A 12713-nucleotide genomic window follows, 5' to 3' on the forward strand; every position below is an offset into this window, starting at 1 on the left:
GGGAATCACCTCTGCTGTGAGGGGGCTGCTGTAGTGACCGCACCAGCCGACGAAGCTGACGGCGCGGAGGTTGTTTTAACCGCACCAGCCGATGACGCTGGCGGTGCAGAGGTTACTGTTATCACCGTACCCGTCGATAAGGCTGACGGCGCGGGAGATACGGTTGTTACCGCACCAGTCGAAGACGCTGGTTGTGCGGACGTTGCTGTTTTCACCGCACCCGCTGAAGACGCGGGCTGCGTGGAAGTGCCTGTTTTCACTGTGCCGTTCGCCGGGGCGGACGGCGAAGACGCTGTCGTTTTCATCGCACCGCCTGCCGAGGCGGACGGTGCTGAGGTTGCGGTTTTCACTGCACCCGCTTTATCTGCTGCTGTACCGATGGAGGCTGATGGTTCGGTAACTTTCTCAAACGCAGCCGGATCGCTAACCTGCACGGCATCACTTTCAGCATTCTCTTTCTCAATGGCGGCTTCGGTATCGTGGTTCAACACCAGCAAACTAATACGGCGGTTCACGGCATCATCCCCCCCGCGGTTTTTCAGTTTCATCGTGTCAGCCATGCCGACAATACGAAGAATCTTTCCACCATCCAGTCCGCCAATCACCAGTTCCCGACGTGACGCATTGGCGCGGTCAGCAGAGAGCTCCCAGTTGCTGTAGCCTTTATCACCACCGGCGTACTGAATATCATCCGTATGCCCCGCGATACTGATTCGGTTTGGGATGTCGTTCAGAACCGGGGCAATCGCGCGCAAAATGTCGCGCATATAAGGTTCAACTTCTGCGCTGCCGGTTTTGAACATTGGGCGATTCTGACTGTCGATAATCTGAATACGCAGCCCCTCTTCCACCATGTTGATGATCAAATGCGGACGCAGTGCTTTCAGGCGCGGGTCGGCTTCAATCAGCTGGTCGAGCTTTTCACGTAACCGGTTGAGGCGAATCTCATCCAGCTTGCGTTTCTGCGCATCCATATCCACAACCTTCTTAACTTCACCCTCTTTCTTCGTTGGGTCGTCACCGCCACCCGGGATAGGGCTGCTGCTGTCGCTGCTGCGTTGTCCACCCGTCAGCGCCACTTTTAAGGGCGTCTGAAAATATTCCGCTATCTGAATCAACTGCTGTGGGCTGGCGATCGACAGCAGCCACATCACCATAAAAAATGCCATCATCGCCGTCATGAAGTCGGCATAAGCGATTTTCCATGAACCATGCCCTCCTTCATGTTTCTTATGTTTGCGCTTTCTAATCAGCACAATTGGGCGATTGCCATGTTTCATGAGGTCTGATCCGAAGTCTGTTTAGCCGGGTTCTTCGCGTTGCGTACGTGCTCTTCCAGTTCACTGAACGAAGGACGCTCGGCGGAGTAAAGCGTTTTACGGCCAAACTCGACGGCGATTTGTGGCGCATAGCCGTTCAGGCTTGAAAGCAGCGTCACTTTTACGCACTGCATCATCTTGGTTGTTTCTGCACATTTCTGACGTAACACTGACGCCAGCGGCGAAATAAAACCGTATGCCAGTAAAATCCCGAGGAAGGTTCCCACCATTGCATGGGCAACCAGCGCACCTAACTCTGCGGCTGGGCGGTCGGCTGACGCCAGGGCATGCACTACGCCCATCACCGCGGCGACGATACCGAAAGCCGGCAGACCATCGCCCACTGCTGCGATACTTTGCGCAGGAACTTCACACTCGTGTTCGTAGGTTTCAATCTCTTCATCCATCAATGCTTCGATTTCGAAGGCATTCATGTTGCCACTGACCATAAGGCGTAAATAGTCAGTGATGAAATCTACTAACTGTTTATCGGCTAAGATGCGGGGATAATTAGCAAAAATTTCGCTCTGAGCGGGATCTTCAATATCGCGCTCCAGTGACAACATGCCTTGCTGGCGTGATTTCGCCATCAGGCGATACAGCAGCGCCATCAAATCCATATAGACCGCTTTGTTGTATTTCGAGCCACGAAACAGGAGCGGCAGGGCCTTCAGGGTCTTCTTGATCGATTTACCGTTGTTGCCCACCAGAAACGCACCGACGCCCGCCCCGGCGATCATCAGCAGTTCTGCAGGCTGGTAAAGCGCGCCAAGATGGCCGCCCACTAAAGCGTATCCGCCCAACACGGAACCTAATACAACGATGTAACCTAAAATTATCAGCACAAAAAATCCTTACGTCCGTAACGTGTTGGTCGACGTTAAGCCAGAAACCCAGGTGATGTTCACCACGTGGAGGCAAAAAAAAAGCAGCGGGATTAACCGCTGCTGGATGACTTCCACATTGCGAACAAATTTAAACGGCGTGTTTAACCTGTTCATCCAGCAGTTGTGGAAAGATATCGGCAGTATCTGCAGAAAGTTTACGTCTTTTTACGGCACGTGATGGTGGCTGGCACAGGCTGCAGACAAAGCTGCCAACAGGCTGATGTGCATGATTAATAAAGCTGCCGTTGCAGCTTTTACAATCCGATAATTCCAGCATACCGCTTTCGACGAATCGCACCAGGGTCCAGGCGCGTGTCAGCGCCAACAGCGGGCCCTCGTCCGATTGCGGGCACTGCTCAAGATAGAGGCGGTAGGCTTTGATTACCGCATCAATACCTTTGCTCAAACCGGTTTTCAGTAAGAAAGTCCAGGCGTTACAGAACATGGAAGCATGAATATTTTGTTCCCACGTCATGAACCAGTCAGTAGAGAAAGGCAACATGCCTTTAGGTGGTGGACTACCACGCAACTCTTTATACAGTTTAATCAAGCGACCGCGGCTCAGCTGCGTTTCGCTTTCCAGCATTTGTAACCGCGCACCCAGGGTAATCAGCTCCATGGCGAGCTGAATATCGCGCGCTTCCTGAACAATACTTTTTTCACCCATTATACCGCCCTCTTTTTAGTAGGCGCGGCGTCTTTGGACGCGCTGCGTAATAAACGGCTGGATAACAAAATCCCGGTGTGGATCTGTTGCAAATCATCCACGCGAGATTCCTGCGTCAGGCGATTAATAACGGTGCTATCGGTAAAACGAAACTGACACACAAGTTGATTGGTCTCAGCTAATTTTACCATTTCAGGTAAGGTTAATTCTGACAACGCATCTGCCATCTTTTCATCGATCCCGAGGCGAAACATTGCCGAAGCTTTTTCCTGGTTAATTAATCGCTGCGCGAGCAGTAAATATGACAAGTTGATATCGTAAATATGTTTTAGTAATTCAGATGTACCCATTTTTCCATCCTGAGAGACGCGACGTAACTTACCGCAGATAACATCTCTGCGTATCGAGCTGCTGGTTGGTAAATCTAAAGATGGCAAAAATAATTAAACATAAAAGGCAAATGGTTCTGAGTGCTGCTTCTTTTTACGACCCTGTGTTTTGGGTCAGAAGTCAATTTTTTCAGTCCACCTTATTCTTAAGTCTTCAACCTTCTTCCGTGAGGCCTTCATACATTTTTTAAGACTAATCCGAAAACAAGGCAAATCTATATCGTCTGATCCTCACATACAACGACAGTTCAGTGAAATTTTGGATAAAGTGTGACACAGGTCACACTTTTGAGCCTTTTTTCTTCAGAAATACTTTATGATCACATTTTGACTGTGTGTTTTTTGAGCGAAATTACGTTTTTTTTGTAGGGATTTGTCCTAACCAGGACTTAATTAGCAACAAAACGGCCGCAAAAGCCAAATCAGACCGTTGAGGTCAGGTTTATGTTCACGAATGCAATTTGTACCCTATTTAGAACCATTCAAAACCATAAAAGCAGTGGAATGTGCTGCCAGCAGAAACAATTATTTGTTTTTAAATTAGTCAGTTAGCGTTTTACTGCAGAGTAAGGGGCAACAGCCATGTCCGGCAGGCGATGGGGATTAGGCGCGTTCTGGCAATCCGTTGTAAAGGGTGACAGCAAGGTGTTTAGAGGGTGATCGTCGATGTAACAAGGAGTTACATTAATAACGTGAATGAATTGCAGGCAAGATAGTTTTGTGCACTAAGAGTATCGGCCCGGATCTTCAAAACTTTAGCTTAACCAGGTAAAAATAGTGTTTTGACATTTTAATGGGTCATTTTGACAGCAAAAGTGCCGGAATAGTGTCCTGCCGCGGTACGGGACCGCCTTTGAGTTAAGGGTAACTGATTAAAACATAAGGAGCGTTTGCAGACGGCAAGCGAGGGTCAAATACGACAAACAGCAAGCCATCCCTGGCTTGCTGCGGCATCAGGCGAGTTTTGGAAATGTGGCCACTTTATTCGCCATTCCATGATCGGCGCTACGTGGCGCAATCTTTTCGAGATCGCGTAGGAAGCTTTCGCGCCATACGGTGATGTCGTTCTTACGCAGAACCGCCATCATATCGTTATAGCGAGAAATTCTTTCCGTGCGCGGCATAGTAATGGCTTTGTCCAGCGCAGCGGCCACCTCATCCCGGTCATAGGGATTCACGATCAATGCCGAGGTCAGCTCATTCGCCGCACCGGCAAAGCGGGACAGTACCAGTACGCCCGGATCATCCGGGTCCTGTGCCGCAACATACTCTTTCGCAACCAGGTTCATCCCATCACGTAACGGCGTCACCAGCCCCACGTCGGTCAGACGGAAGATTTTCATCAACAGACGACGGTCAAAGTGCTGGTTAAGGTAGTACAGCGGCGTCCAGCCCAGTGTCCCGTATTTACCGTTAATGCGCCCTGCTTCCGTTTCAAGCTGATGACGAATATCCTGGTAAGCCTGCACATCACCGCGTGACGTGGGCGCAATCTGGGAATAGCGTATTTTGCCGTGATGCTGAGGGAAGTTTTCCAGCAGCGCCTCATAAGCCAGGAAACGTTCTGGTAACCCCTTGGAGTAGTCCAGACGCTCACAGGCGATGATGTTGCGGGCATCGCCCAGCTCTTTTTTCATCGCGGCCATCTTCGGTGGCAACGGCCCTTCAGCCATCTCTTTAATGCTGTCGGGTTCAATCCCTATCGGGTAGACCTCTGTCATAAAGGTATTGCCATAGGCGCGGTGTTTCTTGTCACCCTTATTCTGCAACTGGGTCAACTGGCTGACACTGTCGAGGAAAGCCACACGATCTGATTCTGTCTGGAAGCCTAGCAGATCGTATTCGCACAGCATCTCCAGCAGTTCCTTATGAGGAGGCAGCGCGTTGAAAATTTCCGGCGTAGGGAAAGGAATATGCAGGAAGAAGCCGATACGGTTGTTAATGCCAGCCCGACGCAATGCAGCGGCAAAAGGTAAAAAGTGGTAATCGTGGATCCACAGAATGTCATCCGGCTTAATCAGCGGCTTTAATCGCTGCGCGACCGCATCATTGACCTCACAGTAGCCTTCCCAGGCTTCGCGCTGGAACTGAACTAAGTCTAACCGGTAGTGAAAGGCGGGCCAGATAACGGTGTTTGAAAACTGGCAGTAGTAAAGATCGTATTCGTTCTGGCTCAGAGGGAAAGAGGCATATTCAATACCGTCATGTTCCATTACCGATACCGGATTTTCTTCTTCACCTGAAAACTCACTGATCTCACCGTTCCATCCAAACCAGAGTCCGCCCGTGCTCTTCAGCGCGTCCAGAATGCCGACGGCCAGGCCGCCAGCACCGGTTTTGTTCCCATTTGGCATGGCGATACGGTTAGATACAACCACTAAACGACTCATAACCTACACTCCTTACCAATGTTGTCTTGCTCTAATTGTAATCGTGTTGTTTCAAGCCAGGCATAGACATCCGTAACGTCATGTAAACGATAATGCGCCTGACTGGGGCCTTCCCCCACTTTTATAGAGATTCCCTGCAGGGCATTCACCGCAGCGAATCCTTTTTCATCGGTCAGGTCATCCCCGATAAACACCGGGATACGGCCTGAGAATGGGGCTTCCTGCATAAATTTATGGACGGCTGCGCCTTTATCAATCCCGGTGGGTTTGATTTCTACAACGCATTTGCCGGGTTGCAGCGCAAGGCCGTTAAAACGCGCCACCGCAGCCTGAGCCAGTTGCATGACATCCTGTTCGTGCTGCGGCGCGCGACGGTAATGAAGCGCGAAAGCCATGCCTTTGGCTTCTAACTGCGTACCCGGCCACTGCTCCATCGCCTCCTCAAGCAGGCGTTTGAGCGGACGTTCAACATCATCTGGCAAAGTCACCCGATGCAGTTCGCCTGTCGCATCGCGCCGTTCAGCTCCATGCACGCCGGCTGCCGGTGCCCGCAGAGGCGCCGCCAGCGCATCCAGTTGTTCGACAGGTCGGCCAGAAACCAGCGCCACTGCGCCATGGCATAACGATGAGAGCCGTTGCAGTTCTGCGACGACATTTTCTGGAATGAAAACAGCATCGGGCTGGGACTGAATCGCTGCCAGCGTGCCATCGACATCAAAAAAGAAGGCATACAGACCGCCGCTCAATGACGGAAATGAGGCATCACTATCTGCCATCTGGGTCACGTGTCTTCTCCTGTAAATAGGTTCATCATCAGGACATCACAGCAGAGGACGTTTCAGCAAGAGGTTGGCTCAAGGCCATGTGAAGTAAGGAGACTGCGTGGTAAAACCCTGCAATTCAACAACCCTTTCTCAAAAAACAAATGTGTTTTGATGCTGATAAATCCGCTGGCTGCTATTGTCGCCCCATAAAGTGTAGTCGCTAAATTTCGTTCTGCCAGGAATATGCATTTCCTGTGCCAGCCGTCTCGCTTTCCAATGCCCTGGACTGGCCCGGACCGATCCCTGAGCGCTTACCGTCTTTTTATCAAGCGCTCAGCAATGAAATAAAAGTGTAATAAATGGCCCTGTTTAAGGTTTTCTTAATCTTTAATCAGCAGACTGTTTAAAATTATTGTCAACTCATTCGCGCGTACACGGATGGGCGGTATTTTGTTGGTTTCATGAACGCTTTTTAATCGGTGATAATAGTAATTAATGACTTTCCATCCGTCCTGGATTAATAATTCCTTTCCGTATGAAATCATTTTTTGGGCGTCGCTTTCCCCTATTACTGATTACGTCCTTTTGGCAATGCGGCATTTTATGTTTTGCTATATCGCGACAGCTTTATTGCCCTGGCAAGGTTTTCGTCATACGGCGTTGCCATTCGTCTGAATGTGGCATTGCGTCAGGCAGTCTCTCAGCGTTATCGCGGCATTCGGTAAAGGTTACGCGTCGTTTGCCATCGATTAATAGGCTGAGATTCCCTGACGCAATAGGCGTTTACGTTGCTTTCGGTCACAATAGCCGGGGCGCTTGTCCTGTTCACCCACACGATGGGGACTCAAACACGCTTTATCTGCCTTTCTCACTGCCAGCGCCGATTCGTAAAGGGTTTCAGAACTTATGAAAATATTGATTGTTGAAGACGATGCCCTGCTACTTCAGGGGCTGGTACTGGCGCTGGAAGGTGCAGGCTATGTGTGCGATGGTGTTTCAACGGTCCGTTCTGCCGAAGCCCACCTTGCCAGCGGACTTTACAGCCTGGTGGTGCTGGATATCGGCCTGCCGGACGAAGACGGCCTGCATTTACTGCAACGCCTGCGTCGTCAAAAGCAGATGCAGCCCGTTTTAATCCTGACCGCACGCGATACCATTGAAGAGCGCATAGCCGGACTCGATGCCGGCGCTGATGACTATTTGATTAAGCCTTTTGCGCTGGATGAGTTGCTGGCACGGATTCGCGCGCTGATCAGGCGTCACGTTAACCAGGGCGATTCCCGCCTCGAAGTGGGTAATCTCTCACTGGATATGACCCACCGCCAGATTCATCTGGATGACGTGCTGCTCGACCTGACGCCCAAAGAGTTTTCCATTCTGTCCCGGTTGATGTTGAAAGCAGGCCATCCGGTTCACCGTGAGTTGCTGTATCAGGACATCTACAACTTTGATAATGAGCCCTCCACCAATACGCTGGAAGTCCATATTCATAACCTGCGCGACAAGGTGGGCAAAGCCACGATCCGAACGGTTCGCGGTTTTGGCTATGCCTTATCTCAGCCGCGCGCAGAAAACGAGTCATCACCCGAATGAATCCCTACCGTTCTGGCAATACCATGCGTTTCCGGCTGATGCTCACGATTGGCATGATCATGCTGTTTTTTCAGTTGATCAGCGTGGCCTGGCTCTGGCATGAGAGTAAAGAGCAGGTGCAGTTTTTGGTGGAAGCCAACCTGCTTAACCGCAACATGGATAAGCACGTGGATAAAGAGGTCCGTGAAGCCATCCTGAGCCTGGCGCTGCCCAGCCTGGTCATGATTAGCCTGACGCTACTGCTGTGCTATCAGGCGGTAAGATGGATCACTCGCCCGCTTTATCAACTGCAGCATGAGCTGGAAAGCCGGAGTGAGGTGAACCTCGAGCCGATTATCTTTGAAGGCTCCGTTCAGGAGATTGATGCCGTCACGCAGTCCATTAACCGACTTGTTGCGCGGTTGACCGCCAGTCTTGAACGCGAACGCCTCTTTACTGCCGATGTTGCTCATGAACTGCGTACGCCGCTCGCTGGGCTGCGTTTGCATCTTGAACTGTTACAGCGCAACCAGGCCGTCGATACACAACCGTTATTACAGCGGCTTGATCAGATGTCTGGCAATGTCTCTCAACTGTTGCAACTCACGCGTGCAGGTCAGCAGTTCACCTCTGGCAGTTATCAGAATGTTGAGATAGTAGAGGAAGTCATCCTGCCGATGGAGGCTGAGTTGAGTGCAATGCTGGAGACGCGCGAGCAGACTCTGACCCTGGAGGTCGAGGACATGTTCCGGGTGAAGGGCGATGCCATCTTGCTGAGAATGCTACTGCGTAACCTGGTAGAGAATGCTCATCGCTATAGTCCATCGGGCGGAAACATTACGGTGCGTATTGAGGCAACAGCCGGGCTGTCGCTCATCATTGAGGATGAAGGGAACGGCATTGATGAAAGTATGCGCGGTGAACTGAGTAAAGCCTTTGTACGCATGGATACCGGCTACGGCGGAATTGGCCTGGGGTTGAGCATTGTCAGCCGGATTGTCCAGCTCCATGGCGGACAATTCCTGCTGGAAAATCGCCCAGATCGTTCAGGCTGCCGCGCCAGGGTAAACTTCGCTACTGCGTGATTTAGCCGTTGAACCAGCAGACCAGAAACGCAATCACTGTGCCGGCGGCAATAATCACGGCTAGATATTCGCTGAGGCTGCGAGACGGAACAGAACTGACGGATACGGTGGGGGTTTTCATCGATCTCTCCAGTGATGTTTCATGCAGTATCGCTTTCTTATATTAAGGAAACATTAACCTGCCGCGCCTTCAGGCTGCCCGCCAGGCGCAGGCGATCGATCCCTGCTACGCTAAATCATTCGTCTCACGCCATGTCACCACCCCGCTAAAGCCTGGCAACGGCCTGAAATGCCTTGTGTGACGTTGAAAACGATCGATCTCATCCCCACCTCTTTCCTTCAGACCAGACAGGAGTAATTTTATGGCTATCCAATATGCAGTGATCGCAGGCGGCTGTTTCTGGTGTACAGAAGCGGTCTTTAAAGATGTGATCGGCGTTGAGTCAGTGGAAAGTGGTTATACCGGCGGTGCGCGCCCTAATCCCACCTACGAGCAGGTGTGCAGCGGCGCAACCGGTCATGCCGAAGCCATTCGTATTGGTTTTGATGCTGAAAAGATCAGCTATGGCGATTTGCTGGACATCAGCTTTGCGACCCACGATCCGACCCAGCTCAATCGTCAGGGCAATGACATCGGTACACAGTATCGTTCCGCGATTTTTGTTGAGACGCCGGAGCAGGAAGCCGAAGCCAAAGCGGCCATCGCGCGTGCCCAACAGGATCATGCTGAGCCTGTTGTGACCACCATTGAACCGTTAAAAGCCTGGTATCCCGCTGAAGGTTATCATCAGGATTACTGGGAAGGCGCCGGTCAGCGCAACGGTTACTGCATGGCGGTGATTCCCCCCAAACTGCAAAAGCTGCGCAAGAGTTTTGCCAACCGCGTAAAAAGCGCGCCGTAAGCTCAGGCAACCCAGCGAATTTCCCCCTTCTGTTACGCTGTGCAATATCGCGTTTTTGGCGCCAAAAAACCGCGATTTGCGCAGCCTTAACGCGATTCGTTCAGAGCTTAAGCGAATAGAAAAAAAGAGAAAAATAGTGCTTGACCGTTTCAGGCCTACTCCCTATAGTAGCGCCCCGTTGACCCAGCGCGGTCAGCAACAATTTGCGGTGAGGTGTCCGAGTGGCTGAAGGAGCACGCCTGGAAAGTGTGTATACGGCAACGTATCGGGGGTTCGAATCCCCCTCTCACCGCCACATTCAAAGAAGAGTCCAGACTAACCTCTGGACTTTTTTTTTGCATATTCTGCGCTGAGGGGGATGAGAAGCCCCGACCGGGGTTCGACAAAACGGCCCGCCGTTTTGCATGGCCGTCAGGCCACCCGAAGGGCGAGCGCAGCGAGTGAATCCCCCTCTCACCGCCATCTTCAAAGAAGAGCCTGAACTCACGTTCAGGCTTTTTTTTACATATTCTCCGCCGAGGGGGATGAGAAGCCCCGACCGGGGTTCGACAAAACGGCCCGCCGTTTTGCATGGCCGCAAGGCCACCCGAAGGGCGAGCGCAGCGAGTGAATCCCCCTTTCACCGCCACATTGAAAGAAGAGTCCAGACTAACCTCTGGACTTTTTTTTTGCATATTCTGCGCTGAGGGGGATGAGAAGCTCCGACCGGGGTTCGGCGTCTAGATACCTTGATGCTTAGAGGTAAAGAGTTCAGGGCCGTTATCGCGAAGGAGTTGCAGCATCCGCATCACCGGTGGGCTCGGTGTGATTTCACCTCGCTCCCATTTCGATACGCTATCGACCGTCATGCCAAATGAGAGCGCCACAAGCGATTGCGACATTCCCCAACGCATGCGCACGTCTTTGATTTCAGTTGCTGTCATGGGCTTTACTGATGCAATACGGGCACGGAGTTCACGATTTTTTGCGCGCTTTGCTATGGACTCCACTTCTTCATCTGTTGCCAGTCCTAACGCATGAAACGCTTTCGCATCTTCAAGTAGTTCACTCAATTCGGCGGGTTCAGTTTTCATTACATTTAACCTCTCTGACCATTCCGCTTCTGACGAGCAGGCTCATCACTTCACTATTTGCACGGAAAAACATTCTTGCCACATCCCTGTAGGTATCCAGCTGATCTTCATCGATTTCCCTGGCGTATTTCCTCGACAAGTTTTTGCCCCATCCATCGTAATAAACCAGGTTGGTGCCTTGTCTGAAGAAGATGACCGTTCGCACGCCGCCACGCTTGCCTTGGTGAAGAGCAAGACGCTTTTTAATAACGCCACCGCCTAAGTCAGCCTCAAACACGCCAGTAATAACGTCACCTGCTGCGTAACACAGGACGCTGTCTGTCAGACGCGTTTTTTTAAACACTCTGTCAAAACGTTTATGAACATAAAGCGTAAAACCCATGAAAAGTCCCTTTTCGTTATGGCGAGAATTATAGTAATGATTACTACACTTCACAAGCCAAAGGCCCCTGGTCTTACGTCCAAATGGATCTGAAGCTATTTGTAAAAAAGTAAGAAATCCAATCGGTGCGCATCGCCATTACCGCTGGCCATGAATAACACCCGCCCACACTATCAGCGATTCAGATTCCCCACTCACCTGTTCACGCCTTGCGTACGCGAAGTGCGAGCCGCTCCCCAAAAAATTACGCGCTACGAAATGTATCCCCCACCAATACAAAAGGCCTACCGGTCTACCCGGCAGGCCCTTTAACACATTCACCCGTTACTTTTTATCCAGCGACCATGTCGCGCTGCGGACATCGACCTTCACCGGCAATAAACCAATTTGTGTAAATTTATCTGCCAGTGCCTGCTGCTCTTTGAAAACATCCGGCGTCATCCGCTCGGCCCCTAAGGGCATTCTTGCCAGCGCGCGCTGCCAGATAGGTTCGGGCAGGCCAGTCGAGCCAGACAGAATTTTCGCGGCTTCGCCCTGGTTTTTATTGGCCCAGCTGCTCAGCTTTTGCAGCTCTGAAAGAACCTCTTTGGCCTCGTCTGGATGACCTTCCGCAAATTTGCGGCTGGCCAGATAAAAGGTGTAGTGCGGTACCAGCCCCTCGGCATTTTTAAGCAGCCGCGCGCCGGCGGTGGTTTCTACTTCCGCCAGGTAAGGGTCCCAGATGACCCATGCATCTACAGCGCCTCGCTGGAAAGCCGCTCGCGCATCAGCAGGAGGAAGATAAACCGGCGTGATATCCTTGTATTTTAGCCCCGCCTGCTCAAGGGCTGATACCAGAAGATAATTCACATCCGATCCCTTGTTCAGGGCGACGCGCTTGCCTTTTAAATCCTTGACACTTTTTATCGTCGAATCCGCAGGCACCACTATGGCTTCGGTTTGTGGATTTGCCGGTGAATGGCCCAGATAAACCAGGTCAGCCTGCGCGGCTTGCGCAAAAGTTGGCGGCGCATCACCCGTTGCGGCCAGATCGATGCTGCCTATGTTGAGCCCTTCCAGCATTTGCGGTCCCGCCGGAAATTCCACCCAGTGCACGGCAATCCCCTGCTTTTTGAATTCACTGTCGAGCGTGCCCCGGTATTTCAGTAAGGCAAAAATGTTGGCTTTCTGAAAACCGATATTCACTACCCTGGGTTTCTCTTCTGCGTGTGCCGTCACGATGCTGCTAATGTGCGCGACCGCAAGCAGTGCGCTGAATATAATTTTTTTCATGTCTCTTTCCT

Annotated in this window: 12 protein-coding genes, 1 tRNA gene and 2 other RNA genes; 6 read left to right on the plus strand and 9 right to left on the minus strand. The window is 51.5% G+C overall.

Going from position 1 to position 12713, the window contains the following annotated elements; all coding sequences use genetic code 11:
* Positions 1-5 precede the first annotated feature (5 nt).
* From motB to otsB, 6 genes are all read right to left on the minus strand, one after another.
* A complete protein-coding gene (gene motB, locus DFO57_RS06180; protein ID WP_013026108.1) occupies positions 6-1280 on the minus strand; it encodes a flagellar motor protein MotB in 1275 nt (424 codons plus the stop codon).
* Positions 1277-2164 (minus strand): flagellar motor stator protein MotA, encoded by an 888-nt coding sequence (gene motA / locus DFO57_RS06185; RefSeq protein ID WP_006120238.1) that lies wholly within the window; start codon positions 2162-2164, stop codon positions 1277-1279. Before motA ends, motB begins: the two co-directional genes overlap by 4 nt.
* 130 nt (positions 2165-2294) lie before the next feature.
* Positions 2295-2873: a flagellar transcriptional regulator FlhC gene (flhC, locus tag DFO57_RS06190; RefSeq protein ID WP_013026109.1), complete on the minus strand. Its 579-nt coding sequence runs from the start codon at positions 2871-2873 to the stop codon at positions 2295-2297.
* Positions 2873-3223, minus strand: coding sequence for a flagellar transcriptional regulator FlhD (gene flhD, locus DFO57_RS06195; protein WP_006120236.1), 351 nt, complete (start codon positions 3221-3223; stop codon positions 2873-2875). Before flhD ends, flhC begins: the two co-directional genes overlap by 1 nt.
* 992 nt (positions 3224-4215) lie before the next feature.
* Positions 4216-5652 carry an alpha,alpha-trehalose-phosphate synthase gene (gene otsA, locus DFO57_RS06200; RefSeq protein ID WP_110015178.1) on the minus strand — a complete coding sequence of 479 codons (1437 nt, stop codon included), beginning with the start codon at positions 5650-5652 and terminating at the stop codon, positions 4216-4218.
* Positions 5649-6437, minus strand: a complete 789-nt coding sequence (gene otsB / locus DFO57_RS06205; RefSeq protein ID WP_078828734.1) for a trehalose-phosphatase — start codon at positions 6435-6437, stop codon at positions 5649-5651. The genes otsA and otsB overlap by 4 nt, the downstream gene beginning before the upstream one ends.
* Positions 6438-7322: 885 nt before the next feature.
* On the opposite strand from otsB, the gene pmrA reads away from it, so the two are divergent.
* From pmrA to DFO57_RS06235, 6 genes are all read left to right on the plus strand, one after another.
* Positions 7323-8009: a two-component system response regulator PmrA gene (gene pmrA, locus DFO57_RS06210; protein ID WP_013026113.1), complete on the plus strand. Its 687-nt coding sequence runs from the start codon at positions 7323-7325 to the stop codon at positions 8007-8009.
* The gene (gene pmrB, locus DFO57_RS06215; protein ID WP_013026114.1) at positions 8006-9073 is read left to right on the plus strand and encodes a two-component system sensor histidine kinase PmrB; all 1068 of its coding nucleotides are present in this window, start codon (positions 8006-8008) and stop codon (positions 9071-9073) included. The genes pmrA and pmrB overlap by 4 nt, the downstream gene beginning before the upstream one ends.
* A gap of 362 nt (positions 9074-9435) precedes the next feature.
* Positions 9436-9975, plus strand: coding sequence for a peptide-methionine (S)-S-oxide reductase MsrA (gene msrA / locus DFO57_RS06220; RefSeq protein WP_024472094.1), 540 nt, complete (start codon positions 9436-9438; stop codon positions 9973-9975).
* Between the two features lie 207 nt (positions 9976-10182).
* Positions 10183-10270: transfer RNA gene (locus tag DFO57_RS06225), tRNA-Ser, on the plus strand.
* Between the two features lie 42 nt (positions 10271-10312).
* A non-coding RNA gene (locus DFO57_RS06230) (RtT sRNA) lies at positions 10313-10437 on the plus strand.
* 41 nt (positions 10438-10478) lie between these two features.
* Positions 10479-10603, plus strand: a non-coding RNA gene (locus DFO57_RS06235) — RtT sRNA.
* A gap of 91 nt (positions 10604-10694) precedes the next feature.
* On the opposite strand, the gene DFO57_RS06240 is transcribed toward DFO57_RS06235, so the two are convergent.
* From DFO57_RS06240 to DFO57_RS06250, 3 genes are all read right to left on the minus strand, one after another.
* Positions 10695-11048: a DNA-binding transcriptional regulator gene (locus DFO57_RS06240; protein ID WP_014605595.1), complete on the minus strand. Its 354-nt coding sequence runs from the start codon at positions 11046-11048 to the stop codon at positions 10695-10697.
* Positions 11038-11430 carry a type II toxin-antitoxin system RelE/ParE family toxin gene (locus DFO57_RS06245; RefSeq protein ID WP_110015179.1) on the minus strand — a complete coding sequence of 131 codons (393 nt, stop codon included), beginning with the start codon at positions 11428-11430 and terminating at the stop codon, positions 11038-11040. Before DFO57_RS06245 ends, DFO57_RS06240 begins: the two co-directional genes overlap by 11 nt.
* 324 nt (positions 11431-11754) lie before the next feature.
* Positions 11755-12702 carry a sulfonate ABC transporter substrate-binding protein gene (locus DFO57_RS06250; RefSeq protein WP_015700094.1) on the minus strand — a complete coding sequence of 316 codons (948 nt, stop codon included), beginning with the start codon at positions 12700-12702 and terminating at the stop codon, positions 11755-11757.
* Between the last annotated feature and the right edge of the window lie 11 nt (positions 12703-12713).

It is taken from the genome of Pantoea sp. AG702, from assembly GCF_003182295.1.
Classification (GTDB): domain Bacteria; phylum Pseudomonadota; class Gammaproteobacteria; order Enterobacterales; family Enterobacteriaceae; genus Pantoea; species Pantoea ananatis.

Excerpts from the sequence above, each read along its gene's own strand:
- motB (WP_013026108.1), bottom strand. The coding sequence starts at position 1,280 with ATGAAACATGGCAATCGCCCAATTGTGCTGATTAGAAAGCGCAAACAT.
- flhC (WP_013026109.1), bottom strand. The coding sequence starts at position 2,873 with ATGGGTGAAAAAAGTATTGTTCAGGAAGCGCGCGATATTCAGCTCGCC.
- flhD (WP_006120236.1), bottom strand. The coding sequence starts at position 3,223 with ATGGGTACATCTGAATTACTAAAACATATTTACGATATCAACTTGTCA.
- otsA (WP_110015178.1), bottom strand. The coding sequence starts at position 5,652 with ATGAGTCGTTTAGTGGTTGTATCTAACCGTATCGCCATGCCAAATGGG.
- pmrA (WP_013026113.1), top strand. The coding sequence starts at position 7,323 with ATGAAAATATTGATTGTTGAAGACGATGCCCTGCTACTTCAGGGGCTG.
- pmrB (WP_013026114.1), top strand. The coding sequence starts at position 8,006 with ATGAATCCCTACCGTTCTGGCAATACCATGCGTTTCCGGCTGATGCTC.
- msrA (WP_024472094.1), top strand. The coding sequence starts at position 9,436 with ATGGCTATCCAATATGCAGTGATCGCAGGCGGCTGTTTCTGGTGTACA.
- DFO57_RS06240 (WP_014605595.1), bottom strand. The coding sequence starts at position 11,048 with ATGAAAACTGAACCCGCCGAATTGAGTGAACTACTTGAAGATGCGAAA.
- DFO57_RS06245 (WP_110015179.1), bottom strand. The coding sequence starts at position 11,430 with ATGGGTTTTACGCTTTATGTTCATAAACGTTTTGACAGAGTGTTTAAA.
- DFO57_RS06250 (WP_015700094.1), bottom strand. The coding sequence starts at position 12,702 with ATGAAAAAAATTATATTCAGCGCACTGCTTGCGGTCGCGCACATTAGC.